Here is a 25,733-nt window from a genome sequence, read left to right as displayed (position 1 = left end):
CCGACCGGAGGGTGGGCACCGTGCGGATGTACCCGGAGCCGACGGGTGAGGTGCGCATGAGTCTGTCGCTGCGCTTCGCCGCCGGATCGCACAAAGGCATGATCCGCGAGGGGAACGAGGACTCCGGTTACGCCGGTCCCCGCCTCCTCGCGATCGCCGACGGGATGGGCGGCCAGGCCGCCGGTGAGGTCGCCAGCTCCGAGGTGATCTCCACGATCGTCGCGCTGGACGACGACGTGCCTGGATCCGACATCCTCACCTCGCTCGGCACCGCCGTGCAGCGGGCCAACGACCAGTTGCGGATGATGGTCGAGGAGGATCCCCAGCTGGAAGGCATGGGGACCACCCTCACGGCCCTCCTGTGGACCGGTCAGCGGCTCGGTCTCGTGCACGTCGGCGACTCCCGCGCGTACCTGCTGCGGGACGGCGTACTGACGCAGATCACGCAGGATCACACCTGGGTGCAGCGCCTCGTCGACGAGGGGCGCATCACCGAGGAAGAGGCCACCACCCACCCGCAGAGGTCACTCCTCATGCGCGCGCTGGGCAGCGGCGACCACGTCGAGCCCGACCTCTCCATCCGTGAAGTCCGCGCCGGCGACCGCTACTTGATCTGCTCCGACGGACTGTCCGGCGTCGTCTCCCACCAGACGATGGAAGACACCCTCGCCAGCTACCAGGGCCCGCAGGAAACCGTGCAGCAGCTCATCGAGCTCGCGCTGCGCGGCGGCGGCCCGGACAACATCACGGTCATCATCGCCGACGTCCTCGACATCGACGGCGGAGACACCCTCGCGGCCCAGCTCTCCGACACCCCGGTCGTCGTCGGCGCGGTCGCCGAGAACCAGCATCAGCACCAGATGCACGACAACGGCGCCATGCAGACACCGGCCGGCCGGGCCTCCAGCCTCGGCCGCGCCGTGCCCGGACAGGGCGGCGGCGAGTTCGGCCCGCCCGGCAGCGGCGACACCACCGGCTACGTGGACACGAGCGGCTTCGGCGGCTACTCCGACGAGGACTTCGTCAAGCCGCGCACCGGACGCAGGTGGCTGAAGAGATCCTTCTACATCGTGCTCGCGCTCGGCATCATCGGCGGCGGCCTCTACGGCGGCTACCGCTGGACACAGACGCAGTACTACGTCGGCACCAAGGGCGAACACGTCGCGCTCTACCAGGGCATCAGCCAGGACCTGGCCTGGGTCTCGCTCTCGAAGGTCGAGAAGGACCACCCCGAGATCGAACTCAAGTACCTGCCGCCCTACCAGCAGCAGCAGGTCGAGGCGACCATCGCCGAAGGCGGCCTCAGCGACGCCAAGTCGAAGATCGACGAGCTCGCCGTGCAGGCCTCCGCCTGCAAGAAGGACTCCGAGCGCCGCGCCGCCGAAGCCGACAACAACGCCAAGACCGGTGAGGGCGAGGCAGGCGGCACCACGGGAACCACAACAACCTCCCTGACGTCCAAAGCCACGCCGACGCCGACCCCCTCGGCGTCCACGTCCACAACCGCACCCACTCCCACACCCGGCCCCAGCCTCTCCGACGAGGAGCAGAAGCTGGTCTCGCTGTGCGGTAAGCAGTAAGCAGCCGTGAGGGGCCCTGTCACACCATGAGCAGTAGTACGAACACACCGACGCACCACACGTCCACGATCGGGTCGATCGGCACACCGAGCCGACGCAACACCGAACTGGCCCTGCTGGTGTTCGCGGTGGTGATCCCGGTCTTCGCGTACGCCAACGTGGGCCTCGCCATCAACGACTCGGTGCCGCCGGGCCTGTTGAGCTACGGCCTCGGCCTCGGCCTCCTCGCGGGCGTCGGCCACCTCGTCGTACGCAAGTTCGCGCCGTACGCCGACCCGCTGCTGCTGCCGCTGGCGACGCTGCTGAACGGCCTGGGTCTGGTCGTCATCTGGCGGCTCGACCAGTCAAAACTCCTCCAGCAGATCGGCCAGGCCGGCAACGCCGCGCCGCGCCAGCTGCTGTACACCGCGCTCGCCATCGGCCTGTTCGTCGTCGTACTGATCTTCCTCAAGGACCACCGAGTCCTACAGCGCTACACATACATCTCCATGGCGCTGGCACTGGTCCTGCTGCTGCTTCCCCTGGTACCGGGCCTCGGCGCCGAAATCACCTACGGCGCCAAGATCTGGATCTCGGTCGCCGGATTCTCCATCCAGCCCGGTGAGTTCGCGAAGATCGTGCTGGCCGTCTTCTTCGCCGGCTACCTGATGGTGAAGCGGGACGCACTGGCCCTGGCCAGCCGCCGCTTCATGGGCCTGTATCTGCCGCGCGGCCGCGACCTCGGCCCGATCATCGTCGTCTGGATGATCTCGATCCTCATCCTGGTGTTCGAGACCGACCTCGGTACATCGCTGCTGTTCTTCGGAATGTTCATCATCATGCTGTACGTCGCCACCGAGCGGACCAGCTGGATTGTCTTCGGTCTCCTGATGTCCGCGGCCGGCGCCGTCGGCGTGGCGAGCTTCGAGCCGCACGTCCAGACCCGTGTCCAGGCCTGGCTCGACCCGATGCACGAGTACACGCTCAGCCAGTCCGGGGTCCAGGACGGCGTCGTCCACTCCGAGCAGGCCATGCAGGCGCTGTGGGCCTTCGGCTCCGGCGGCACCCTCGGCACCGGCCTCGGCCAGGGCCACTCCGACCTCATCCGGTTCGCCGCCAACTCCGACTTCATCCTCGCCACCTTCGGCGAGGAACTCGGCCTGGCCGGCATCATGGCGATCCTGCTGATCTACGGCCTGGTCGTGGAGCGCGGCATCCGCACCGCCCTCGCCGCCCGCGACCCGTTCGGCAAGCTCCTCGCCGTCGGTCTGTCCGGCGCCTTCGGACTCCAGGTCTTCGTGGTCGCCGGCGGCGTCATGGGCCTGATCCCGCTGACCGGTATGACCATGCCGTTCCTCGCATCCGGCGGTTCCTCCGTCATCGCCAACTGGGTCCTGATCGCCATCCTGATCCGCATCAGCGACACCGCACGCCGCCCGGCCCCCGCCCCCGCCCCGAACCCCGACGCCGAAATGACCCAGGTGGTCCGCCCGTGAACAAGCCCCTGCGCCGGATCGCGATCTTCTGCGGGCTACTCGTCCTCGCTCTGCTCATCCGCGACAACTGGCTCCAGTACGTCCAGGCCGACAGCCTCAAGGACGACCCCAAGAACCGCCGCGTCGCCATCGCCCGCTACGCCACACCCCGCGGCAACATCATCGTCGACGGAGACCCGATCACCGGGTCCAAGAAGACGTCGGGCGACAGCTACAACGACTTCGAGTACAAGCGCACCTACAAGGACGGCGCGATGTGGGCGCCGGTCACCGGGTACGCCTCGCAGGCCTTCGGCGCCACCCAGCTCGAATCCATCGACGACGGCATCCTCACCGGCAACGACGACCGGCTCTTCTTCCGCAACACCCTCGACATGATCACGGGCAAGCCCCAGCAGGGCGGCAACGTCGTCACCACCCTCAACGCCGCCGCGCAGAAGGCCGCGTACGACGGACTGCTCAAGCAGGGCAAGGGCGCCGTCGCCGCGATCGACCCGGAGACCGGCGCGATCCTCGCCCTCGCCTCCACCCCCTCGTACGACCCCTCGACGTTCGCCGGGAACTCGACGAGCGTCGACGGCAAGGCCTGGACTGCGCTCCAGAAGAAGAACGACCCCAACGACCCCATGCTCAACCGGGCGCTGCGCGAGACCTACCCGCCGGGCTCCACCTTCAAGGTGGTGACCGCGGCCGCGGCCCTGGAGAACGGCCTGTACACGTCCGCGGACCAGAAGACCGACTCGCCGCTGCCGTACACCCTGCCGGACACCACGACCGAGCTGAAGAACGAGGGGAACATCCCCTGCAAGGACGCGACTCTGCGGGTCGCCCTGCAGTATTCCTGCAACACCGTCTTCGGCAAGGTCGGAGCCGACCTCGGCAAGGACAAGATGCTCACGGAGGCCGAGAAGTTCGGCTTCAACTCCGAGCAGTTCACCCCGGTCCGCTCCAGCGCCTCCGTCTTCCCCAAGGAGATGGACAAGCCGCAGACCGCGCTCAGCTCGATCGGCCAGTTCGAGACCGCCACGACCCCGCTGCAGATGGCCATGGTCGCCTCGGCCGTCGCCAACAACGGCACGCTCATGAAGCCGTACATGGTCGACAAGCTGCAGGCTCCGAGCCTGGACGTCATCGAGCAGACCGAGCCCGAGAAGATGAGCGAGCCGCTGTCCCCCGAGAACGCCGCGATCCTCCAGTCGATGATGGAGACGGTCGTCAAGGACGGCACGGGCAAGAACGCCCAGATCAACGAGGGCGGCGTCACGGTGGGCGGCAAGACCGGTACCGCCCAGCACGGCGTCGACAACAGCGAGAACCCGTACGCCTGGTTCATCTCGTACGCCAAGCTCAGCGACGGCAGCTCACCGGTCGCCATCGCCGTGGTGGTCGAGGACGAAAGCGCCAACCGTGACGACATCTCTGGTGGTGGCCTCGCGGCTCCCATCGCGAAGAGTGTGATGCAGGCAGTCATCGACAGCACCAAGTGACCCCCGTCACGTCTCCTGCACATCCGTGCACGTTGGGATACCGGTCCTGTATCGAGTGACGATTGTGGCCAGGTCACAGAAGCCGAGCCGGGTACGGTATGCCCGGACGGCACACCGCCGGACCACACAAAGGTGCGGTCGGGACCGACGGAGAGGGCTGGTAGGTAGCTATGGAAGAGCCGCGTCGCCTCGGCGGCCGGTACGAGCTGAGCCACGTGCTCGGCCGTGGTGGCATGGCGGAGGTCTACCTCGCGCATGACACCCGGCTCGGGCGCACGGTGGCGGTGAAGACGCTGCGGGCCGACCTCGCACGCGATCCATCGTTCCAGGCTCGGTTCCGCCGGGAGGCCCAGTCGGCCGCCTCGCTCAACCATCCCGCGATCGTCGCCGTGTACGACACGGGTGAGGACTACATCGACGGCACGTCCATCCCGTACATCGTGATGGAGTACGTCGACGGATCCACGCTGCGCGAGCTGCTGCACTCCGGGCGCAGACTGCTGCCCGAGCGCACCCTGGAGATGACCATCGGGATCCTCCAGGCCCTGGAGTACTCCCACCGCGCCGGCATCGTCCACCGCGACATCAAGCCCGCCAACGTCATGCTCACGCGCAACGGCCAGGTCAAGGTCATGGACTTCGGCATCGCCCGCGCCATGGGCGACTCCGGCATGACGATGACGCAGACGTCCGCGGTCATAGGTACGGCGCAGTACCTCTCGCCGGAGCAGGCGAAGGGCGAGCAGGTCGACGCACGCTCCGACCTGTACTCGACGGGCTGCCTGCTGTACGAGCTGCTGACCGTCCGCCCGCCGTTCATCGGCGACTCCCCGGTCGCGGTCGCCTACCAGCACGTACGCGAGGAACCGCAGCCCCCGAGCGTCTTCGACCCCGAGATCACGCCCGAGATGGACGCGATCGTGCTGAAGGCTCTCGTCAAGGACCCGGACTACCGCTACCAGTCCGCCGACGAGATGCGCGCCGACATCGAGGCCTGCCTCGACGGCCAGCCCGTCGCGGCCACCGCGGCCATGGGCTCCGTCGGATACGGCGGCTACGGCGCCGACCAGGCCACCACCGCCCTGCACTCCGCGGACGCCACCTCCATGCTCCCCCCGATGAACCCGGACGACGGCAGCTACGGCTACGACGACCGGCCCGACCGCCGCCGCCAGAAGAAGTCGAACACCTCGACGATTCTGTTGGTCGTGGCGGGGGTTCTCGTGCTGGTCGGTGCGATCCTGATCGGGAAGTGGGTGTTCAGCGGCGACGGTGCCACGAACTCGGCGTTCGCCGCACCCAACTTCGTCGGCCAGACGTCGGACGACGCCAAGAAGATGGCGACCAACAGCGACCTGGTGGCAGCGACCACCGAGAAGACCTGCGAGGACCAGCCGAAGGGCAACATCTGCTCGCAGGACCCGAAGGCGGGCGTGGACGTCAACAAGGGCGACACCGTCAATCTGGTGGTTTCCACGGGGGCGCCGAAGGTGACGGTTCCGAGCGTCCTCGGCGACAGCCTGGACGACGCCAGGTCGGAACTCGAGGGCGACGACTACCAGTTCGAAGTCAAGACGAAGACCCAGGAGTCCTCAGAGGATCCGGACACCGTCCTGGACCAGGACCCGAAGCTCGGCGCGGAGGTGGAGAAGGGATCCACCATCACCCTCACCGTCGCCATCGCGAAGAAGCAGTCCACCGTCCCGGACGTCCTGAACAAGTCCTGCGACGAAGCCAAGGCACAGATGACGGCCAACAACCTGGTCGGCAACTGCACAGACGTGGAAACCGACGACCCCAACCAGGTCGGCAAGGTCATCCAGACCAGCCCGCAGGGAGGGTCGTCGGTCGACCCCGGATCCAACGTGCAGATCCAGATCGGCAAGGCCAAGAGCCAGACCGGCGTGCCGAACGTCGTCACCCAGACCGTGCAGCAGGCGAGGCAGACGCTCCAGCAGGCCGGCTTCGACGATATCCAGTTCGCCGACGGCAGCAACGACAGCGACGACGCGATCGTCACCGGGCAGAACCCGCCCGCGAACACCGGGGTCGACGATCCCGGCAACACGACGATCACGCTCACGACCATCGGTGGCAACGGCAACAACAACGGCTTCTTCGGCGGCTCCACCGGATAGACGGCACGGACGGAGAACCACCAACTCCGCCCAGCACGACGGCCAAGGCCCGGCTCCCTCATGAGGGAGCCGGGCCTTCGTCATCCACAGGGTGGTGGAGTGGCCGGGACTCCGGATCTCCCCACGCAGATCTCCCCATCCAGATCATCGGCATCCGCGGCTCTGCTCCAGCCTGGCCCTCTGGTCCCGTCGAGCCGTCCTCAACGTCGCCATGCTCCTCCGCGACAGCAACGTGGCCCGACAGGTCCGCACCTACCTCCTCGACCCTCCTCGACATGGAGTACCTGGCGCGAACTCTCCCAGTGGAGAAACCCGCCCCGAGCGACGGCGTCCCGCTGGACGACCGCATCGACCAGGGCATCACCTGGAGGAGTGGAGCGCCGGAGGAGCACTGGCGGTTCTGGGGTAACCGCACGGCAATACAGAAGAGCCCGAAGCCGCAAAGGATGGTTGCGGCTTCGGGCCCGGCTCAAGTCAAGCGTGACAACACGTCACGCTAACTCAGCTCCTTCGGCGGCGTCCGATCGCTGTCCACGGCATCCACCCGCTCCAGCTCCCCCCACACCACGTACCGATCGCGCGAGGTGTACACCGGCGTGCAGGTCGTCAGCGTGATGTAGTGGCCCGGCTTCGTCTTGCCGGACTGCTTGGGGACGGACTGGAGGACCTTGACGTTGTACTTCGAGGTCTCCGGGAGGATGTCGTACACCTTGTAGACGTACCACTTGTCCTTGGTCTCGAAGACGATCGCGTCGCCCTTCTTGACCTTGTCGATGTTGTGGAACTTGGCGCCGTGGCCGTCGCGGTGGGCGGCGAGGGTGAAGTTGCCGTTCTTGTCGCTCGTCGGCAGGGCGGACTTGACGGGGTCCGTGTAGTAGCCGGCGACGCCGTCGTTGAGGATCTCGGACGACGTGCCCTTCTCGACGAGGACCTCGCCGTTCCTCATCGCCGGGACGTGCAGGAAGCCGATGCCGTTCTTGGTGTCCAGGGAGCCCGGGCCGGTGTCCACCGACGCCCAGTTGTCGCGGATCTTGTCGCCCTGCTTGTCCGCCGCGCGGTCCGCGACGACGTTCGTCCACCACAGGGAGTAGACGACGAACAGACCGAGCACCAGACCCGCGGTGATGAGGAGTTCACCGAAGACACTGACCGCCAACGCCAGCCGTCCGGAGCCGCGGCGTACCGGCACCGGTTCCTCGACGTCGGTGCGCTCGTCGTGGTCGGTCCTCGCTGCCACTGTGCATCTGCCCCGTCTGGTCTGTCGCGGGTTGTCCCGTGTGCGGCTACTGCATGCTCCCGGAGGCTCTTACTGAACGAGCGCTTCCGGCTTGCCCTCGCTGCGCGGCCGGTCCTCGACCATCTTGCCCCACACGATCATCCGGTACTTGCTGGTGTATTCCGGTGTGCAGGTGGTGAGTGTGATGTAGCGGCCCGGCTCGGTGAAACCCGAACCCTTGGGCACCGGATCGATCACGGAAGTGTTGCTCGGACTCGTCACCGGCAGGATCGACGTCATCTTGTAGACGAAGTAGTCGTCCTGCGTCTCGACGACGATCTCGTCGCCCGGCACAAGCTTGTTGATGTACCGGAACGGCTCCCCGTGCGTGTTCCGGTGCCCCGCCAGCGCGAAGTTGCCCGTCGCGGCATCCGGCATCGCCGTCTTCAGGCTGCCCTCCGCGTAGTGACCGACCATTCCACGGTCGAGCACCTTCGTCTTGCTCGTGCCCTCGGCGATCGGCGTGACCACGTCCAGCTTCGGAATGTGCAGGATGGCGAAGCCCTGCCCCGGCTCGAACGTCCCCGGGTTCCCCTTGCCCGTCGCCCAGTCCTGCTGAAGGTTGTTCGCGGCGCTGTCCGCCTGCTGGTGCGCCCGCACGTTCGACCACCACAACTGGTACGTCACGAACAGCAGCATCAGCACACCGGTGGTGATGAACACCTCACCGATCACCCGGCTCGCGATGACGGCGGCACCCGGCTTCCGCGCCCGCTCCGCCCGCCGCGCCTCCATCCGCGTCAGAGGCGCCTCAGCGCCCTTCTCCGCCGACGCCAGGGGCTCCTGGGGGTCGAGGGACTCCAGAGGCTCCTGAGGGCCTCCATGCCGCCCGTGACGCCGGGCAGCCTTACGCCGGGCGGCCCGGCCTCCCGAGGCGGGGACGGGCGTGCTCGCATTTCCGGCTATTCGGGGCCCAGCCGGTATCAAGTCCGGCATCGGACCCGGCAGCGGGCCCGGAGCCGAACCCGGCATCCGCAGCGCCACCGTCTCGTCGTCCAACGGCACGGGCGCCGCGCGCGGTTGCTCGTACGGCGCGGAGACCGGCTCCCGGTACGGCGGCGGGGCGCCCGGCGCCTCGTACGGCGTCGTACGAGGCGCCGGGACCGGTTCCTCGTACGAGGGCTGCCGCGGCCGCGTCGGCTCGGGCGCCGCGTACCAGTCGTGCGTGTACCCCTCCGGGTCGTACCACTCCTGCCCCTCGGGAGTCTGCGACAGGGGAACCTGCGGCGGCAGAGGCGCGGCGTTCGAAGAGGCGGCGTTCGAAGAGGCGGCGTTCGAAGAGGTGGCGTTCGAAGAGGCGGGCTGCGGAGGAATCCCCTGAAGCCCGGCCGTCGGCTGCCGGAGCCCGTCGATCGACTGCTGCTGCCCACTCGCCGGCCCCGGACCCGGACCCAGCCCCGGCAGCGGATCCGTCAGCGGGTCGGCCAGCTGCTCGACCGCCGCCTCGAAAGCCTCGGTGCCCGCAAAAGCCTCGGTGCCCGCAAAGCCTTCCGCGCCCGCGAAGCCGTCAGCACCCTCGAACGTCTCGGCGCCCCCGTACGCGGCCTCGCCGCCGTAGGAGGAGCTCTCGCGCTCGGGGCGCAGCGCGGTCACGCCGTGACCCTGCCCACCACCGGGGCGAGCCCCGCCGACCTCGCCACGGCCCCCTGGTCGCCGCACACCACCAGCCAGTTGGCGAGCATGCGGTGCCCGTGCTCGGTCAGCACCGACTCGGGGTGGAACTGCACACCCTCGACCGCGAGTTCACGGTGCCGCAGCCCCATGATGATGCCGTCGTGGGTACGGGCCGTGACCTCCAGCTCGGCCGGCACGGTCTCCGGCTCGGCCGCGAGCGAGTGGTAACGGGTCGCCGTGAAGGGGGACGGAAGACCCGCGAAGACGCCCTGGCCCTCGTGCTCCACGAGCGAGGTCTTGCCGTGCAACAGCTCGGGCGCCCGGTCCACCACACCGCCGTACGCCACCTGCATCGACTGCATACCGAGGCAGACACCGAAGACGGGGACCCCGGTCGCGGCACAGTGCCGGACCATCTCGATGCAGACACCGGCCTGCTCGGGAGCGCCCGGGCCCGGCGACAGAAGCACACCGTCGAAGCCGTCCTGGGCGTGCGCCGTCGACACCTCGTCGTTGCGCAGCACCTCGCACTCGGCACCCAGCTGGTACAGGTACTGGACCAGGTTGAAGACGAAGCTGTCGTAGTTGTCGACGACGAGAATCCGCGCGCTCACTGGTTGTCCACCGTCACATCGTTGAAGGGAAGCAGCGGTTCGGCCCACGGGAAGACGTACTGGAAGAGCACGTAGACCGTCGCGAGGGCCAGTACGAGGGCGACCAGCGCCCTCACCCACGCGTTCCCCGGCAGATGCCGCCAGATCCAGCCGTACATGCCGTCCCTTCCGTCGTCGTACGGCACCAGACTAACGGCGTAGCGCCGTCGGTTTCCCAGCCTCCACAGGCTGTGTGGAATCAAGGTGCGCCCAGACGATCAGCCGATGACTGTGCCCCCACTCCGGGTCGCACGTGGTCAGGGTGAGATAGCGGCCCGGACGCGTATACCCGGACTTACGCGGCACAGGATCGATCACCTCAATATCGGAGGGCACGGTTTTGTACGGGCCTTTGTCGATCCGATACGTGAACCACGTCGTCCCGTCGGTCAGCACCACCGCGTCCCCCTTGCGCAGCTCGGGAAAGTCCTTGAACGGGTCGCCGTACGTACGGCGGTGCCCCGCGACGGCGAAGTTCCCCGGCTGCCCGAGCTGGGCCGTCCCCCTGTAGTGGCCGAGCCCCTTCTTGAGAACGTCGGTGCCGGTGCCTTCGAGCAGAGGCTTGTTCCACGTGAAACCAAGCCGTGGGATGTACATCACAGCAAAAGGCTTGTCATACGTGTACGGGGCGGGCGGCTCCGGAGCCGTCACGGGGGTCTCGATCTGCCCAGGGCTCGGGCTCTGGCTCTGCCCGGAGCCGGGGCTCTGGGGAGGAGACGCGGCCGGCGACCGCACGCTCCCCTTCGACCACTGTTCCTGAAGCTGGTCGATCTGCCGGTTCATCGCACCGTCAGCCTTCACGCCCGTCCAGAACAGCACGTAGACCACGAAGAGCACGATCAAAGTACCGACAGTGATGCACAGTTCACTGACCGTCCTGACGACCACTCGCACCGACACAGGTCCCCCAGCCGCAGCAACAGCTGATCAGGCACTACTCCGAGCCGGCCCGAACACCTCGAACCACCCCGCCCCCCGAACTACTCCGCGGGCTTCGCGTAGTGGAGATCCACTGTGCCCGAGTACCCGGGAAGAGTCACCGTCCCGTCCTCCTCGACTTTCCAGCCGAGCCCGTAGACGTTGACGTACACCATGTAGTTCTGGATCGCGGGGGAGGCGGCCAGCGCATCCCGAAGCCTGTCCGGGTCACCGATTGCGGTGATCTTGTACGGAGGTGAGTAGACGCGGCCCTGCAGGATCAGGGTGTTGCCGACGCAGCGCACGGCGCTCGTGGAGATCAGCCGCTGGTCCATCACCTTGATGCCCTCCGCACCGCCCTCCCACATGGCGTTCACGACCGCCTGGAGGTCCTGCTGGTGGATGACCAGGTAGTCGGGCTGCGGCTCGGGATAGCCCGGCAGCTTGGCCGTGGCGTTCGGCGGGGCGTCGTTGAGCGTGACCGTGACGGCCTCGCCCTTGAGCTTCTGGGTGCCCGCGTTCTTCTCCAGCGCCGCAAGCCTGGCGTCCTCGGCGGCCGTGCTGCCGTCCTCCCGCCCGGCCAGCGCATCGACGTCGTCACGCAGGATTCCGTTGGACTCATCCAGCGAGGCGTTCTTGTGGCTGCGCTCCTCGATCAGGTCGGAGAGCTTCAGCAAAGAGGCGTCCGTGCGGATGTTGGTGCCCTTGGCCGTGTTGAAACTCGTGAAGAAAATGAGGCCCGCGAGGGCAAAAACGGCCGCCGTTAGTACGCGAACGGGCCTGAAACGGCGCTTACCGGCAGGGCTGGAACCCGTACCGGGGGAGTCGGCAGAATTGCTCAACGTACCCTTATCTCCTTCGGCGCCGCGGAAGCACTACGCTAACGGACGCCCGGGGGAGCACTCAGTGTCCCCTTGTACGCTGCCCCGGAGCCCGCCCCAGTTCCCTGCGCGGCCACGCAGCGCATCGACAGGAGAGACCCTCGTGCCGAAGTCACGTATCCGCAAGAAGGCCGACTACACGCCGCCCGCGGCGAAGCAGGCGACCAATATCAAGCTGACCAGCCACGGCTGGGTCGCACCGGTCATGCTGGCCATGTTCCTCATCGGCCTGGCCTGGATCGTCGTCTTCTACGTCACGGACGGCTCGCTGCCCGTCGACGGCCTCGACAACTGGAACATCGTGGTCGGCTTCGGCTTCATCGCCGCAGGCTTCGGCGTCTCCACGCAGTGGAAGTAGCCCCAGGAAAGTAGCCCTGAGGCAGCTCTGCGGCAGCTCTGCAGCACTTCGGGGCAGGTCTCCGGCAGCTCTGCCCAGGGCTATCCACTGAGTTATCCACAGCAGTTATCCACACAGGTGGAAAAGAAAGAAGATCTGTGGATAACTAATCCGAGGTTGACGCCGGTGCGATAGACCTACCGGGATCCGGAAGCTTGTTCGCCCCCTGCCTGACCTGGGGAAAACCAGTTCAGCGACAGGGGGCACAGCTGTTCCCGCACAATGTGCACAAGATCCGCCACGGTCTGTGGACAACACCGGTTCCTCAGGCGAGCTGAACGGTCCTGACCAGCGTGGCAATCACCACGGCGACCAGCACCAGGGAACACACCCCGTACTGGATCAGGGCCCTCCGCTCACGCGGCGCGTGAACCATGGCGTAGCCGACGACGACACCGCCGACGAGACCGCCGATGTGGGCCTGCCAGGCGATGTTGCTCCACCCGAAGGTGAAGATCAGGTTGATCACCAGCAGGGCGATGACCGGACGCATGTCGTACCTGCGTCGGCGCATGAGGACGGCGGTCGCGCCGAAGAGGCCGAAGATGGCGCCTGAAGCGCCGAGCGACGGCTGGTTGGGGGCGGCGATGAGATAGGTGAGCGCGCTGCCCGCGAGGCCCGAGACGAAGTACAGGGCGAGGTAGCGGGCGCGGCCGAGGGCGGCCTCCAGGGGGCCGCCGATCCACCACAGGCTGAGCATGTTGAACATGATGTGGATGTAGCTGCCGTGCAGGAACATCGCCGTCAGCAGTCGGTACCACTGGCCTTCCGCGACACCTTGCAGCCGTCCGGAGAGCCAGGCCTGCCCGAAGAGGTCGAAGCTGTCGGTGAAGCGGTCGCCCAATGACAACTGGACCAGGAAGGCGGCGAGGTTGATGCCGATCAGGATCTTGGTGGTCAGTCTGGGGTCTGCGGCGATCGTGCCGCCCGCGAGGGTACGGGGCTGGGTGGCCGTCGGAGGGTGACCGGTGCCGGAGCCGCCGCGGATGCACTCGGGGCACTGGAAGCCGACGGAGGCGCTGACCATGCAGTCGGGGCAGATCGGTCGCTCGCAGCGGGTGCAGCGGATGCCTGACTCGCGGTCCGGATGCCGGTAGCAGGTGGGCAGGCTCGGAGTGTCCTGCGGTTCCTGATCCCCGGGGCCCTGTGGGCCCTGTGGGCTGCCTGGCGCCTGGTCCATGGGGTCCCCTCACTCGGTCGTACGCAATGCACCGCCCCGTCCATCCATACGGATGAACGGGGCGTTTGGTTCCCTGCGGGAGCGTACGGGACTCTGCCGTGCGCAGGCGATACCTGGGGGTCAGTCCTCGAGGCTCAGTCCTCGATGCTCGGCTCAGCTCATGGGGCTCGGCTCGGCTCTCAGGGCTCGGCTCTCAAGACTCGACTCCCAGGACTCAGGACCCAGGACTCAGCCGGCCGGGCTCAGGCTCCGCGGGTTTCGACCACGACCGATTCGATGACGACGTCGTTGACGGGGCGGTCGGTGCGGGGGTTGGCCTTGGCGCCGGCGATGGCGTCCACGACCTTCTGGCTGGCGGGGTCGGTGACCTCGCCGAAGATGGTGTGCTTGCGGGTCAGCCAGGCCGTCGGGGAGACGGTGATGAAGAACTGCGAGCCATTGGTGGCCGGGCCGGCGTTGGCCATGGCCAGCAGGTAGGGCTTGTCGAAGGCGAGGTCCGGGTGGAACTCGTCCTCGAACTGGTAGCCGGGGCCGCCGGTGCCGTTACCCAGCGGGTCGCCGCCCTGGATCATGAATCCGCTGATCACCCGGTGGAAGACCGTGCCGTCGTAGAGCTTGTCCGTGGACTTCTTCCCCGTCTCCGGGTTGACCCACTCGCGCTCGCCCGTGGCGAGTTCGACGAAGTTCCGGACCGTCTTGGGCGCGTGGTTCGGCAGGAGCCGGACTTCGATGTCGCCGTGGTTGGTCTTCAGGGTGGCGTAAAGCTGCTCGGCCACGATCTGCCTTCCGTTGCCTTCTCTTGACTCTCCGATCCTCGCACGGACGGGGACGCGCGTCGCCCGGCAGCCACCTCTGGGCGAACGTCCCGGTGTCGGCCCTACAGAAATCCGGCCTAGTCCCCTCCGTACCGGGGCGCTGCACGGCGATCCGTGGCATTGTCGACGACAAGCTCCCGTTGCCCCGTATTAATGCGCTATTGCAGTTGATCGACACGTGAGCGGCTCTCGCTCCGAGTTCACCCGGAGTCCGCCCGTGACCCGGATGCCCGCCCTCACATGCCCCGGTCCCGTCGGGCGGGCATGATCCCGATAGGGGTGGAAAGGTGAACTGTGTGTCTTTGGGGGTACTCAGAACCCCCGACGTACGCCACCGAGGAGGAGGAAACCCGTGACCCGCATCGACAGCGTGCGCGCCGCGAGCGGCTCGGCGAAGGACAGCGTGCTGCACGCCGCGGAAGTGGTGGCGCCTTACGCCGACACGGCCAAGGACAAGGCATCGCACTACGCGCACGAGGCGCGTGTGCGTCTTGCGCCCAAGGTGTCGCAGGCCGCCGACCAGGCCCGCGTGCAGTACGACGTTCATCTCGCCCCGCGCGTGGAGCAGGCCCGTACGCATGTGCCGCCCAAGGTCGACCAAGCGGCCCATGAAGCTGCCGTCCGTACCCGCAAGGCGGCGCGTCAGGCCGCCGACTATTCCAAGCCGAGGATCGAGCAGGCGGTTGCCGCGGCGCAGCCTGTCCGGGAGGAGGCCGCGTCGCGTGGGGTGGCTGCGTTGGCCGCGTTGCGCGGTCAGGTCTCGCCGAAGGAGATCCAGAAGCTGGTCCGTAAGCAGGAGCGGCGGGCGCGGGCCGGCCGTGTTGCCAAGGGGCTGGCCGTCCTGGGGATTCTGGCGGGCGGTGCCTTCGCGGCGTGGAAGTGGTGGGACAAGCAGGCCAACCCTGACTGGCTCGTCGAGCCGCCTGCCGCGACGGAGGTGCCCGAGCCGGGTCACCTGACGTCGGTCGATGGCAGCGGCCAGGCCGGCCTGGATCCCGAGGTCGAGGCCAAGGAGGCGGAGGAGGAAGCGGCGGGGCGTGAGGACCGTCCGTGATCTCTGAGTCTGAGTTCTGATTTCGATCTCAATTTCGCTGTGGGGCAGAAGGCTTGAGGGTCTTCTGCCCCACAGCGATGTTTCACGTGGAACCAGCTCGGGCCTCAGCTGTGAGCGACGATGTTTCACGTGGAACCAGCCCGGGTCTCAGCTGTGAGCGACGATGTTTGACGTGGAACCGGCGAGCGGGCGGCGTCGTGCGCCCGGGGCAGTCCGGCCGACTCACCGATGAGGGAACCCGGAGCCACAGTTGTCGGCGTGAGGCCGGGTCGTCGCCCTTGCTGTGCACAAAGCCCCTCCGCTCTGCGTTTCCGCAGCTCGCCGTAGGACGACTCGCTGCGCCACTCGGTCTTGACGCGGCCCCATGCCGGGGTCCGCAGGAAACTGACCGACCGCTGTGTCCGCACGAACGCCAAGTGCTCGGAGACGCTGATCGGCCCGGCGGTCAGCCTCACACCCGCCCCCTGCCGACCGAGGAGGACAAGGACACCGGAGACCGGGTTGCTGTTCGTGCTGGTTCGTCGCAGGACAGGCCATGAGTCAAGGCGCCGTGGTGTTGCCGGCGCGTATGTGGTTTTCGATATGCCGACGATAGGTTCTGGGCCAGTGCCTTACGAGGCCGATCCCCTCCGCCGGCCTTGCGCGATGTTCACCAGCTGATTCCGGCCGCCACCGGCAGATGGTCGCTGCCGGTGGCCGGCAGCAGCCACGAGCTCTTCGGCTCCACGCCGCGGACCAGGATCTGGTCGATCCGCGCCACCGGGAACTTCGCCGGCCAGCTGAAGCCGAAGCCGTCCCCGGCCGCCTCCTGGACCGAGCGCAACTGCGAGGTGATGCCGGCGAACGCGCGGTCGTCCATGGTGCCGTTCAGGTCACCGAGCAGCACCACCCGCTCGTTCCGATCGGCGGCGATGGCCTTGCCGAGCGCCTGCGCGCCTCTGTCCCGCGAGTCCGTCCAGAAGCCCGCCCTGGGATTCACCCGCACGGACCCCAGGTGGGCCACATACACCGCCAGCGGCCCGTGGTCGGTAGTCACCGTGGTGCGCAGCGCCCGGGTGTAGGTCATCTTGATCTCGACCGGCTTGGTGTCCCCCAGCGGCCCGTAGTCCATCTTGATGTCGACCGGCTGGGTGTGGGACAGCGGCAGCTTGCTCCACAGTCCCACCGTGCCCTGCACCGTGTGGTGGGGGTACGCCTTCGCCAGCTCCTTCTCGTACGCGCCCTGGGCCTGCGGGGTGATCTCCTCCAGTGCCAGCACGTCCGCACCGGAGGCGACCAGTTCGCGGGCGGTGCCGACCGGGTCGGGGTTGTCGGCGCCGACGTTGTGGCTGGCCACGGTGAGGTCACTGCCCGGGTGGGACTTGTCGCCGAGCAGCCCGCCGAAGAGGTTCAACCACACCATGACCGGTAGCAGCAGCGCGGCCACCGCGGAGGCGGAGCGGCGCCACAGCGCCCCGGCCAGCAGCACCGGGACGAACAGGCCGAACCAGGGCAGGAAGGTCTCCACCAGGCTGCCGAGGCCACCGATCCGATTCGGGATCTTCGCGTGCAGCAGCATGAACAGACCAAGGAGTAGCGCCAGTGCCGCGAGCACCGGGCCGCGCTTCCAGGGCCCCGGCCGGAAGCCGTTACGGATCGCCCGGCGTACACGCGCGCGCCAAGTCCCGCCGGTGCCGGCTGTCGGGGCACCGGCTCCGATACCTGGCGCGCGGGTATCCGCCGGGCTGCCCTGTCCGGTCTCCGCCGTGTCCACCTGCGTCATCGTCTGCCCTCGCTCGCTGCTGTTCACTGGTGCGTCCTCGGATCCCGGGTGGGGTCGGCATACATCCGCGGGCAGCCACGGTCGATCGCCTCGATCCGCAGTTCGTAGCGCCGGGGTTCGTTCCTGTGGATCTGGCGGAGCCCATACTCGGCACCGTGCCTGGACAGCCACGCCGTCGCGACGGAGCGCCCGATGTCGACCGCCTCCCCCGACACGTGAGGAGACGTCGTCGCGGTGGCCACCCACCGTGCGGCCACCTCTTCCGACCCGTACCTGGCGACCGCCTCGCGAAGAAGCTCGTTCTGGTATTTCGGGGAACGCCACCCACTGTTGACGACGTAGAACGTGACTCCATCGTCTGCGGCATCCGTCGCAGCCTGGCGAAGGGCCTTGAGCAGATCTGGATCGAGGTTGGCCACAGCCGGAAACGCGTCACCGAAGACCGTCACAGCGTCGGGGACGACATCGCCAGCCTCGCCCGGGGCACCACGGCGCTCACTCCTAGGCGTATTCGAGGGCGCTGCGGCCGAGGGCGACGAGGAAGGCGAGCGGACAAAGAAGGCAAGGAAGACGACGGGGGCGAGGACTGCGGCACCTGGTGGGCGAGGGCTGAGGCGATCACCGCTATGACGACTGCCGGGCCGACGGCAATCAGCCGGCGAACCCGGCGGGTCGTTGTCCGTACCGATGGCGGGGTTCGAGTCATGCCGCCAGTGAAAGCACCACGGTGTTGCCGGCACGTATGCGGTTTTCGATACGCGGACGATAGGTGCCGACTCTTAGCATCGGCAGCATGCGTGTGTTGATCGTCGAGGACGAGCCGTATATGGCAGAAGCCATCCGCGATGGCCTACGCCTGGAAGCGATCGCGGCAGACATCGCAGGTGACGGCGACACCGCTCTGGAACTGCTGAGCATCAACACCTACGGCATCGCCGTCCTCGACCGCGACATCCCCGGCCCCTCCGGCGACGAGATCGCCAAACGCATCGTCGCCTCCGGCAGCGGCATGCCGATCCTCATGCTCACCGCCGCCGACCGGCTCGACGACAAGGCCACCGGGTTCGGACTCGGCGCCGACGACTACCTCACGAAGCCGTTCGAACTGCAGGAGCTCGTGCTCAGGCTCAGAGCACTCGACCGCAGGCGCGCCCACAACAGGCCGCCCGTGCGGGAGATCGCAGGCCTGCGGCTGGATCCGTTCCGCCGCGAGGTATACCGCGACAGCCGCTATGTCGCGCTCACCCGCAAACAGTTCGCCGTGCTCGAAGTCCTCGTCGCTGCCGAAGGCGGTGTCGTCAGCGCCGAAGAACTCCTGGAACGCGCGTGGGACGAGAACGCCGACCCGTTCACCAACGCCGTGCGCATCACCGTCTCGGCCCTGCGCAAGCGGCTCGGCGAACCCTGGCTGATCGCCACCGTGCCAGGCGTCGGCTACCGCATCGACGCGCAACCAGCGGCCGGACACGAGGGAGTCGAACGTGGATAGGTCAGCTGGGGTGAGGGAAACGAGCGTGGATAGGTCACCGGGGGTGAGGGAGACGAGCGTGGATAGGTCACCGGGGGTGAGGGAGACGATGGTGGATAGGTCACCTGGGGTGAGTGTTCGCCTCAAACTCACCCTCAGCTACGCCGGGTTCCTCATGGTGGCCGGTGCCCTACTGCTCGCGGCGGTGTGGGTGTTCCTCCTCCGTTATGTCCCCGAGCGCGCGATGCTCATCAACCCCGATGACAAGCCCACGAATGGTGTCTTTCCCGTCCGGTCCTCCCTCCTGGACGTTTTCGCGCCGAGGGCAGCCGCAGTACTGGCGTTTCTGCTGGTGTTCGGCCTCGGGGGAGGGTGGATCCTCGCCGGCCGCATGCTCGCCCCCCTGACCCGCATCACGGACGCCACCCGCATGGCGACGAACGGATCACTCTCCCACCGAATCCGGCTACCGGGCCGCAAGGACGAGTTCCGCGAACTCGCCGACGCCTTCGACACCATGCTCGAACGACTCGAAGCACACGTCGCCGAACAGCAGAGATTCGCAGCCAACGCCTCCCACGAACTGCGCACCCCGCTGGCGATCTCGAAGGCACTTCTCGACGTGGCCCGCACCGATCCGAACCACGACACCGGCGAACTCGTCGACCGCCTCCACGCCGTCAACGCCCGGGCCATCGACCTCACCGAGGCACTGCTCCTGCTCAGCCGCGCCAACCAGCGGTCCTTCACCCGAGAACAAGTCGACCTGTCCCTCATTGCGGAAGAAGCCACCGAAACACTCCTCCCCCTCGCGGAAAAGCATGGCGTCACCCTCGAGAGCAACGGCGACATCGCCCCCACGATCGGATCGCAGGCGCTCCTGCTGCAGCTGACCACGAACCTCGTACAGAACGCGATCGTCCACAACCTGCCGGAACACGGCACCGTATGGGTCCACACCAGCGTCCGCCCCAAGACCGTGGTGCTCACTGTCGAAAACACCGGCAGGCAGCTCACCCCCCAGCTGGTCTCGACCCTCACCGAACCCTTCCAGCGCGACACCGAGCGCATCCACACCGGCCAGACAGGCGTCGGTCTGGGCCTGGCCATCGTCAAAACCATCACCCAGGCACACGACGGAACCCTCACCCTCACCCCGCGCTCTGCCGGCGGGATTCGCATCACTGTGGAACTACCCGCGCCATCCCCGTACGCCGACAGGTGAAGAATCGGGGAATCGACGCGCGGCCGGCACAGTAGATCTACGACCATCTCCGGCGCCGTCGCGACGAACGCGGAGAACTCCTGCTTGCCCACCCGCGCCTTGATCGCCTCCGCCGTCCCCTCCGGAAGCGAAAGGCTCACCCGCGTCGCCGGGCCCTCGCCGATGTTGTACGTCGTCCCGGGCATACCCCCGGTTTGAGAAACGAGTAGGAAAGCTGGAAGTCCGAAGCTGTCACCGCCCCTCGACGCCTCCGACCAGCCATGAAACCCAGGGAAACGCCAGGAGAGCGGGGAGCTCCGCAAACGCCGGAGAAATTGGCCCTCCTGGGGTCCCCGTCAGCACCACCGTGCTGACATGTCAGCACACAAAAAGCCCCTCCGAACTGCGTTTCCGCAGGCCAGAGGGGCTATATGAGTGGAGCCTAGGGGAGTCGAACCCCTGACATCTGCCATGCAAAGACAGCGCTCTACCAACTGAGCTAAGGCCCCGGAAGTGGAACGTCCGGCCGAAAGAACCTCTTCCGACTGGCGCCGGAGACCAGAGTACCGGGTCACCCCCGGGATCTCGCAAAAAGATTGGGGGTCCCCGTGGACAACCACTCTCCGTAAGATGCTCGGCGTGGTTCGCTACAGCGAACCACGGTTTTTGGGGAAGCGATGGGGAGACGCAAATGGACGCCGCACAGCAGGAAGCAACCGCGAGAGCCCGGGAGCTGCAGCGGAACTGGTACGGGGAGCCGTTGGGGGAGCTCTTCCGTAGGCTCATAGACGATCTGGGGCTCAACCAAGCGCGTCTTGCCGGGGTGTTGGGCCTGTCCGCGCCCATGTTGTCGCAGCTGATGAGCGGTCAGCGCGCCAAGATCGGCAATCCGGCGGTGGTGCAGCGTGTGCAGCTGTTGCAGGACCTGGCGGGGCAGGTCGTGGACGGCAGCGTCAGCGCCGCTGAGGCAACTGAGCGTATGGACGAGATCAAGAAGTCACAGGGGGGCTCGGTGCTCAGCAACACCACACAATCTACGAGCAGTTCAGGGGCGCCCACGGTGAAGCGGGTGGTCCGGGAGATCCAGTCCCTGCTCCGCTCGGTGGCAGCTGCGGGGGACATCATCGACGCGGCGGACGCTCTCGCCCCGACCCACCCGGAACTGGCAGAGTTCCTTCGGGTGTACGGCGCCGGCCGCACCTCTGACGCGGTCGCTCACTACCAGTCGCACCAGAGCTGAGCAAAGCCCGGCCGCCGCACGCCGGGCGCCGGGCGCCTGGGGGGCTTGCGGTGTTTCCGGACGCCGCATGTCAGGCAACCGAGCGCCTCATCGGGGTTCGCGCGGCCGGGCGCCTCTGTGAAGTACCGGACGGCCGGGATTTCACAGAGGTCCAGACGTCCGTGCACGTCGGAAGAGGTCATCGGACCGACCGCCGCAGGGGGGCGACGCACGACCATGGGTGAGGTTTTCGCCGGCCGGTACGAACTGGTCGACCCGATCGGGCGTGGGGGAGTCGGTGCCGTCTGGCGCGCCTGGGATCACCGGCGGCACCGGTATGTGGCGGCCAAGGTGTTGCAGCAGAGCGACGCGCATGCCCTGCTCCGCTTCGTCCGCGAGCAGGCGATGCGCATCGATCATCCGCATGTCCTCGCTCCCGCCAGCTGGGCCGCCGACGACGACAAGGTCCTGTTCACGATGGACCTGGTCGCCGGGGGCTCGCTGGTCCACCTGGTCGCGGACTATGGTCCCTTGCCGCCACTGTTCGTCTGCACCCTGCTCGACCAGCTTCTGTCCGGGCTTACCGCCGTGCACGCCGAGGGGGTCGTGCACCGGGACATCAAGCCTGCCAACGTGCTGCTGGAGGCGACCGGCAGGGCTCGGCCACGGCTTCGTCTGTCCGACTTCGGCATCGCGATGCGGCTGGGCGAGCCACGGCTGACGGAGCCCAACTACGTGGTGGGGACGCCCGGTTACTTCGCTCCCGAGCAGATGCTGGGCGCCGAGCCGGACTTTCCCGCCGATCTGTTCGCGGTGGGTCTGGTCGCCCTGTATCTGCTGGAGGGTGCCAGGCCGGATGCCAAGGCGCTGATCGAGTACTTCGCGGAGAACGGCACGCCGTCGGCTCCGCGTGGCATCCCCGAACCGCTGTGGCAAGTCGTGGCCACCTTGGTGCAGCCCGATCCGCAGGCGCGGTTCCGCACCGCCACGGGGGCGCGCAAGGCGCTCGCCTCCGCCGCCGAGCTGCTGCCGGAGCCTGGCCCCGACGACGAGTTGATCGACGTATTCGACCAACTCGGGCCGCTCCCTGAGGGGTTCGGCCCAGAGGGTCCGCTCGGGGCCACACCGGGCGTGCGCGCCGGTGACGTATCGCTCCGGCCGGGCTCGACCGCCGTAGCGGCACCACTCGCTCTGGGTGAGGTGCCGTTGGGGGCAGAGCCTGTGTCTGGTCTTGCCCCTGGCTCGGCACATGGCGCTGGGCGTGGAGCCGGCCCTGACGCTGGCCGTGGAGGTGGAGCTCGTACCGGGGTCGGCACTGGCTCTCACCATCGGTCCGAGGCTGGCACTGGGGCTTCTGAGGCTGGCGTGGGGGCTTCTGAAGCTGACACTTGGGCTGAGGCGAAGGCAGGCACCGGGGCCGAGGCGGAGGCAGGGACTGGGCTCGACCCGGTTCCTGGCTCTGACGGCGACTCCCAGCCCTGGCAGCCGGGCTCGGGCCACGGCCAAGGTGAGGACTCTGGGTCCAGGTCGGGGCCCGGCTCTAGGTCGGGGCCCAGCTCCGGCTCTGGGTCGGGTTCCAGCTCCGGCTCCGGGTCGGGTTCCGGGTCGGGTGCCGGCACCGGCACCGGCACCGGGCCATGGCATCACGGCTCGGGTTCCCTGTCCCAGAGGCCCGTCTCCGGTGCGACATGGCCGAGGTCCACCTCCGATGGCATACGCCCCGAGTTCACTGACGATGGTGCACAGCCGGGGTCTGTCCCCAGCACCGTACGACCGAATCCCCCCGCCAGTGATGGTGCCGCACCCCCGCACCCCGCGTCCGCCCCCGTACCTCCACGGCCCTCCTCGATGTCGGACACCGGAAGCTTCCACCTGCCCCCACCCCAGGCGGCCACCCCCCACACCCAGCCCCAGCCCCAGCCCCAGCAAGAGCCGCACCAGCCCCACCAGGCGTGGCACGAGACGCAGCAATACCCCGCCCCCCACCAACCACCGCACCAGCCGCCACACCCGCCCGAGCAGCCGCCCACTCCCCCCACCGCGGTCGCGCTCCCGGCTCCAACTCCCCCCTACGCTCAGCCTTTCGAACCCACGCCCACGCCTACACAAGTGCCCTCCCCCCATCGGCCCGTCTCCCTGTCCGCCGCGATGCCGCAGCACGTTTACGCCTCTACTGGTTCATACACCGCTCGGTCCCCGCAGGTTCCACCTCGGGCGGGGGCATTTTCGGAGCATGGCGTCGGCTGGGCGCGACGGCGTCCAGGACCTCCCGCGAAGGTGGCCGTCCCGGTGCTGCTTCTCGCGCTGGTCTGCTTCGCGGTGGGTTTCTGGGCGTTGACCCAGATCTGAATGGAGCCCGTCCGGAGCAGCGACTCGCGGCACGGCCGGTCCGTGGGTCCTACCGGTGGCGCGGCGCGCGACGGTCTCTCGGAGTCGACGTCTGCGGACTCGCACCCGCACCCGCACTCGCACACGGTCCCGGAACCGTGTCCGTGTCCGCATCCTCCGGCACCCGCCCCGCCCGGCGCGCGACCACCGTCCACATGCCGAGCCCCAGCACCAGGAAACTCCCCACGCCGATCCCACCCGCGGCCACCAGCTTCATCGTGCCGCTGCCGCTACCGCTGCTGCGTCCGCTACTGCCACGTTCACCGTCGTCGCCCGCCGCGCCCTCAAGAGCCCCTGCCGGAACATCGAACGCGTCCCGCGGCTGCGCCCGCCCCGCGTACGCCGGCCCCGCCTGCGCGGTGCCGTCCACCCGCACACGAAGGCTCAGCCCGAACGGCCCGTCGCCGAACTTGTCGGCGACCTGCTCGGCGAGGTGGACCACGAGGTAGTACGAACCGGCGAACCGCATCCCGCTCACGCGATTGTTGGGGGCGTAGCGGTTTTCATAGGCGACGGGAGGCAGCGGATCCAGCGTGGCCGAACGCTGGCTGCCGTCGTATCCGGAACCCTCGTCGTCGACGAGGCCACGTACGGGGTTGTACAGGGACATCGCCAGGGCCGTGCCCAGATAGCCGTCGCCGCCGCTGTTCGAGCTGCCCAGTTCGGCAGTGGTGTAGAGCTGTTGTCCCCAGTCGACGGGCACCTTGTAGAAGAGCGTCTGTCCAGGACTGATCGTGTCCTGCCAGACTCCCTGTTCAAGGCTGGTCGCCCGAGTGAAGCCCGCACCACCTCCGCGGGACTCCGGGTCACCCGTGAGGGCGTCCGGCGAGGCGGAGTTCCACGTCTCGGGCGCGCTCGTCGAACCGGCCTTCTTCAGGCTGGGCTCCGACACATAGGTGAGCTCCAGGTCCCAGTCGCCGGAGGAGGAGCCCGTCGTACCACTGCGCTCGACGACGACGTAGTACGTCCCCGCTGTCTGGCAGGCGTACTGCTCGCTGTCGCTCTCCCGCGACGCCCAGGCGGCAATGGGGTGGGAGCTCTGGGTGGCGCCGAAGCGGGTGGTCCCGGAGAAGGAGCAGTTGCGGCTGTTGCCGTCCTGCACGGACACCCTGATGCCATCCCCGTAGGTGACCGCTTCGCCCGCCCTGGGAATGGCGGTGGCGGAGACGTACGCGTTGGATGTGGCATCGAGTTCGAGACGGTAGTAGAGCTTGCCGTCCCTTCCTACGGAGCTCTTGTATGCCTTTCCTGGCTCCAGACGTACGGAGTGGGTGGTGTCCGCGGTGCCTTCGACCGGGGTGGCGTCCTCGGCGAAGGCGTACGGCTTCGGCGTACCGGAGGCTTCCAACTGCTTACCGGAAGCTCCCACTTGCTTTCCGGCGGCTCCCACCTGCGTACCGGCTGCGGCTGCCTGCCCCGGCAGTGCGACCGCCGCGCACAGGGCCGTTGCCACGACCGTCATCGCCGTGGTGGCCGCGAGCGCCCGGCCGTGCCACGACATCGCGCGCCACCGTGCCCTGCGCCGCCCCATCGCGCGCCACCCCTCGTTGCAGGCCTACCCGTTGGCCTATCCGTCGGCATGCCCTCTCGCATGCCCGTCAGCTTGTCGGTCGGCATGTTCGTACATGGTCGTACGCGTATAGGCAGCCGTACGGCACCGCCGTGGCCGCCCTGGATCGTGGCCCATCCTGCCCCGACCGCGACCTCGCTATCCGCGCTATCCGGACGAGCGGCCGAAAGACCCCTCTACGTAGTGCTCGAGTTCCTCATCGCAATTCAATCGTTTGCTCTCGCGAATCAAAGGCCCCCGGGCAACACAAAACCCCGACCGCGAGGCGGCCGGGGTCTGCTCTGAGACTGTCGTCTCGACTGTTGTCGATACTCACGAACCCGTGGGCACGGAGTCAGTCGCCTCCGTCCACAGATCCTGCTCGGCGCGATCCGCCTGGATCTGGCGGTACACGAGGAGCCCGCCGATGGCGGCCAGTGCGACCAGGAGGAGCTTCTTCACCGCGCGACCTCGTCTTTCCTTGACGTAGGGGACTTCTGGCGCCCGACTATACACACCGACCGATATCGATCGGTGACCTGCGTCGACGACCAACTCACCACCGAGGCAGCGCATTAGAGGCCAGGGAAACCGCTCCGATCAAAGGGTGATCACCCCCCTTCGGAAGGTGACTGCCTCCGTCCTGGCTCTCTCTTCTCCGGCTCTTCTGCGGAT

General features: G+C 67.8%; 22 protein-coding genes, 1 tRNA gene and 1 pseudogene. 10 read left to right on the top strand and 14 right to left on the bottom strand.

The features are described from left to right. Positions 1 to 26 precede the first annotated feature (26 nt). The 4 genes from ACIPC1_RS14250 to pknB all read left to right on the top strand — a co-directional run bounded on the left by ACIPC1_RS14250 (position 27) and on the right by pknB (position 6,680). On the top strand, positions 27 to 1,580 hold the full coding sequence (locus ACIPC1_RS14250; RefSeq protein ID WP_402517625.1) for a Stp1/IreP family PP2C-type Ser/Thr phosphatase: 1,554 nt from the start codon (positions 27 to 29) through the stop codon (positions 1,578 to 1,580). 26 nt (positions 1,581 to 1,606) lie between these two features. Then, complete coding sequence (locus ACIPC1_RS14245) at positions 1,607 to 3,055, top strand: FtsW/RodA/SpoVE family cell cycle protein (RefSeq protein ID WP_402516641.1); 1,449 nt, start codon at positions 1,607 to 1,609, stop codon at positions 3,053 to 3,055. Next, positions 3,052 to 4,542 carry a peptidoglycan D,D-transpeptidase FtsI family protein gene (locus tag ACIPC1_RS14240; protein WP_402516638.1) on the top strand — a complete coding sequence of 497 codons (1,491 nt, stop codon included), beginning with the start codon at positions 3,052 to 3,054 and terminating at the stop codon, positions 4,540 to 4,542. Before ACIPC1_RS14245 ends, ACIPC1_RS14240 begins: the two co-directional genes overlap by 4 nt. A 170-nt stretch (positions 4,543 to 4,712) precedes the next feature. Next, on the top strand, positions 4,713 to 6,680 hold the full coding sequence (gene pknB / locus ACIPC1_RS14235) for a Stk1 family PASTA domain-containing Ser/Thr kinase (RefSeq protein WP_402516636.1): 1,968 nt from the start codon (positions 4,713 to 4,715) through the stop codon (positions 6,678 to 6,680). A gap of 496 nt (positions 6,681 to 7,176) precedes the next feature. Here the strand turns inward: pknB and ACIPC1_RS14230 are convergent, their stop codons facing one another. From ACIPC1_RS14230 to ACIPC1_RS14205, 6 genes are all read right to left on the bottom strand, one after another. Beyond that, positions 7,177 to 7,917 (bottom strand): class E sortase, encoded by a 741-nt coding sequence (locus tag ACIPC1_RS14230; RefSeq protein ID WP_402516634.1) that lies wholly within the window; start codon positions 7,915 to 7,917, stop codon positions 7,177 to 7,179. A gap of 69 nt (positions 7,918 to 7,986) precedes the next feature. Next, complete coding sequence (locus ACIPC1_RS14225; RefSeq protein ID WP_402516631.1) at positions 7,987 to 9,549, bottom strand: class E sortase; 1,563 nt, start codon at positions 9,547 to 9,549, stop codon at positions 7,987 to 7,989. Then, positions 9,546 to 10,184, bottom strand: coding sequence for an aminodeoxychorismate/anthranilate synthase component II (locus ACIPC1_RS14220; RefSeq protein WP_384377265.1), 639 nt, complete (start codon positions 10,182 to 10,184; stop codon positions 9,546 to 9,548). The genes ACIPC1_RS14225 and ACIPC1_RS14220 overlap by 4 nt, the downstream gene beginning before the upstream one ends. Further along, positions 10,181 to 10,369 (bottom strand): hypothetical protein, encoded by a 189-nt coding sequence (locus tag ACIPC1_RS14215; RefSeq protein ID WP_384377714.1) that lies wholly within the window; start codon positions 10,367 to 10,369, stop codon positions 10,181 to 10,183. Before ACIPC1_RS14215 ends, ACIPC1_RS14220 begins: the two co-directional genes overlap by 4 nt. 4 nt (positions 10,370 to 10,373) lie before the next feature. Then, on the bottom strand, positions 10,374 to 11,117 hold the full coding sequence (locus tag ACIPC1_RS14210) for a class E sortase (RefSeq protein WP_402516629.1): 744 nt from the start codon (positions 11,115 to 11,117) through the stop codon (positions 10,374 to 10,376). Positions 11,118 to 11,203: 86 nt separating this feature from the next. After that, positions 11,204 to 11,983 (bottom strand): DUF881 domain-containing protein, encoded by a 780-nt coding sequence (locus ACIPC1_RS14205; protein ID WP_402516626.1) that lies wholly within the window; start codon positions 11,981 to 11,983, stop codon positions 11,204 to 11,206. Between the two features lie 142 nt (positions 11,984 to 12,125). On the opposite strand from ACIPC1_RS14205, the gene crgA reads away from it, so the two are divergent. Then, complete coding sequence (gene crgA / locus ACIPC1_RS14200) at positions 12,126 to 12,380, top strand: cell division protein CrgA (RefSeq protein ID WP_384377256.1); 255 nt, start codon at positions 12,126 to 12,128, stop codon at positions 12,378 to 12,380. A 304-nt stretch (positions 12,381 to 12,684) separates the two neighbouring features. Here the strand turns inward: crgA and ACIPC1_RS14195 are convergent, their stop codons facing one another. Continuing rightward, positions 12,685 to 13,599: a rhomboid family intramembrane serine protease gene (locus ACIPC1_RS14195; RefSeq protein ID WP_402516623.1), complete on the bottom strand. Its 915-nt coding sequence runs from the start codon at positions 13,597 to 13,599 to the stop codon at positions 12,685 to 12,687. 242 nt (positions 13,600 to 13,841) lie between these two features. Then, positions 13,842 to 14,375 carry a peptidylprolyl isomerase gene (locus ACIPC1_RS14190; RefSeq protein WP_402516622.1) on the bottom strand — a complete coding sequence of 178 codons (534 nt, stop codon included), beginning with the start codon at positions 14,373 to 14,375 and terminating at the stop codon, positions 13,842 to 13,844. Between the two features lie 391 nt (positions 14,376 to 14,766). On the opposite strand from ACIPC1_RS14190, the gene ACIPC1_RS14185 reads away from it, so the two are divergent. After that, positions 14,767 to 15,468 (top strand): DUF5324 family protein, encoded by a 702-nt coding sequence (locus ACIPC1_RS14185; protein WP_384377248.1) that lies wholly within the window; start codon positions 14,767 to 14,769, stop codon positions 15,466 to 15,468. Between the two features lie 329 nt (positions 15,469 to 15,797). Here the strand turns inward: ACIPC1_RS14185 and ACIPC1_RS14180 are convergent. The 3 genes and pseudogenes from ACIPC1_RS14180 to ACIPC1_RS14170 all read right to left on the bottom strand — a co-directional run. After that, positions 15,798 to 15,995, bottom strand: a pseudogene (locus ACIPC1_RS14180) (hypothetical protein); the annotation flags it as partial. 122 nt (positions 15,996 to 16,117) lie between these two features. Then, positions 16,118 to 17,230, bottom strand: a complete 1,113-nt coding sequence (locus ACIPC1_RS14175; RefSeq protein WP_402517622.1) for an endonuclease/exonuclease/phosphatase family protein — start codon at positions 17,228 to 17,230, stop codon at positions 16,118 to 16,120. A 23-nt stretch (positions 17,231 to 17,253) separates the two neighbouring features. After that, positions 17,254 to 17,679, bottom strand: a complete 426-nt coding sequence (locus ACIPC1_RS14170; protein ID WP_402516619.1) for a D-alanyl-D-alanine carboxypeptidase family protein — start codon at positions 17,677 to 17,679, stop codon at positions 17,254 to 17,256. 344 nt (positions 17,680 to 18,023) lie between these two features. On the opposite strand from ACIPC1_RS14170, the gene ACIPC1_RS14165 reads away from it, so the two are divergent. Beyond that, complete coding sequence (locus tag ACIPC1_RS14165; RefSeq protein ID WP_402516618.1) at positions 18,024 to 18,719, top strand: response regulator transcription factor; 696 nt, start codon at positions 18,024 to 18,026, stop codon at positions 18,717 to 18,719. Between the two features lie 109 nt (positions 18,720 to 18,828). After that, positions 18,829 to 19,923 (top strand): sensor histidine kinase, encoded by a 1,095-nt coding sequence (locus ACIPC1_RS14160; RefSeq protein ID WP_402516617.1) that lies wholly within the window; start codon positions 18,829 to 18,831, stop codon positions 19,921 to 19,923. 415 nt (positions 19,924 to 20,338) lie between these two features. On the opposite strand, the gene ACIPC1_RS14155 is transcribed toward ACIPC1_RS14160, so the two are convergent. Continuing rightward, positions 20,339 to 20,411, bottom strand: a tRNA-Ala gene (locus ACIPC1_RS14155). 182 nt (positions 20,412 to 20,593) lie between these two features. Between ACIPC1_RS14155 and ACIPC1_RS14150 the strand changes: the two genes are divergently transcribed. Both ACIPC1_RS14150 and ACIPC1_RS14145 read left to right on the top strand, forming a co-directional pair. Continuing rightward, positions 20,594 to 21,142 carry a helix-turn-helix domain-containing protein gene (locus ACIPC1_RS14150; protein WP_402516614.1) on the top strand — a complete coding sequence of 183 codons (549 nt, stop codon included), beginning with the start codon at positions 20,594 to 20,596 and terminating at the stop codon, positions 21,140 to 21,142. 216 nt (positions 21,143 to 21,358) lie between these two features. Beyond that, a complete protein-coding gene (locus tag ACIPC1_RS14145; RefSeq protein WP_402516613.1) occupies positions 21,359 to 23,470 on the top strand; it encodes a serine/threonine-protein kinase in 2,112 nt (703 codons plus the stop codon). Positions 23,471 to 23,519: 49 nt separating this feature from the next. On the opposite strand, the gene ACIPC1_RS14140 is transcribed toward ACIPC1_RS14145, so the two are convergent. Then, complete coding sequence (locus ACIPC1_RS14140; RefSeq protein ID WP_402516612.1) at positions 23,520 to 25,010, bottom strand: hypothetical protein; 1,491 nt, start codon at positions 25,008 to 25,010, stop codon at positions 23,520 to 23,522. A gap of 381 nt (positions 25,011 to 25,391) precedes the next feature. After that, positions 25,392 to 25,520 carry a DLW-39 family protein gene (locus ACIPC1_RS14135; RefSeq protein ID WP_003999697.1) on the bottom strand — a complete coding sequence of 43 codons (129 nt, stop codon included), beginning with the start codon at positions 25,518 to 25,520 and terminating at the stop codon, positions 25,392 to 25,394. Between the last annotated feature and the right edge of the window lie 213 nt (positions 25,521 to 25,733).

Source organism: Streptomyces sp. NPDC087263, from assembly GCF_044744645.1.
In the GTDB taxonomy this organism is placed as follows: Bacteria; Actinomycetota; Actinomycetes; order Streptomycetales; family Streptomycetaceae; genus Streptomyces.
Note: the sequence above shows the minus strand (reverse complement) of the source record. Positions and strands in the feature narration are given on the sequence as shown.

What these genes read in the sequence shown, in the direction of transcription:
- ACIPC1_RS14250 (WP_402517625.1), top strand. Translation starts at nt 27, where the DNA reads ATGTACCCGGAGCCGACGGGTGAGGTGCGCATGAGTCTGTCGCTGCGC.
- ACIPC1_RS14245 (WP_402516641.1), top strand. Translation starts at nt 1,607, where the DNA reads ATGAGCAGTAGTACGAACACACCGACGCACCACACGTCCACGATCGGG.
- pknB (WP_402516636.1), top strand. Translation starts at nt 4,713, where the DNA reads ATGGAAGAGCCGCGTCGCCTCGGCGGCCGGTACGAGCTGAGCCACGTG.
- ACIPC1_RS14195 (WP_402516623.1), bottom strand. Translation starts at nt 13,599, where the DNA reads ATGGACCAGGCGCCAGGCAGCCCACAGGGCCCACAGGGCCCCGGGGAT.
- ACIPC1_RS14175 (WP_402517622.1), bottom strand. Translation starts at nt 17,230, where the DNA reads ATGACGCAGGTGGACACGGCGGAGACCGGACAGGGCAGCCCGGCGGAT.
- ACIPC1_RS14165 (WP_402516618.1), top strand. Translation starts at nt 18,024, where the DNA reads ATGCGTGTGTTGATCGTCGAGGACGAGCCGTATATGGCAGAAGCCATC.
- ACIPC1_RS14150 (WP_402516614.1), top strand. Translation starts at nt 20,594, where the DNA reads ATGGACGCCGCACAGCAGGAAGCAACCGCGAGAGCCCGGGAGCTGCAG.
- ACIPC1_RS14145 (WP_402516613.1), top strand. Translation starts at nt 21,359, where the DNA reads ATGGGTGAGGTTTTCGCCGGCCGGTACGAACTGGTCGACCCGATCGGG.
- ACIPC1_RS14140 (WP_402516612.1), bottom strand. Translation starts at nt 25,010, where the DNA reads ATGTCGTGGCACGGCCGGGCGCTCGCGGCCACCACGGCGATGACGGTC.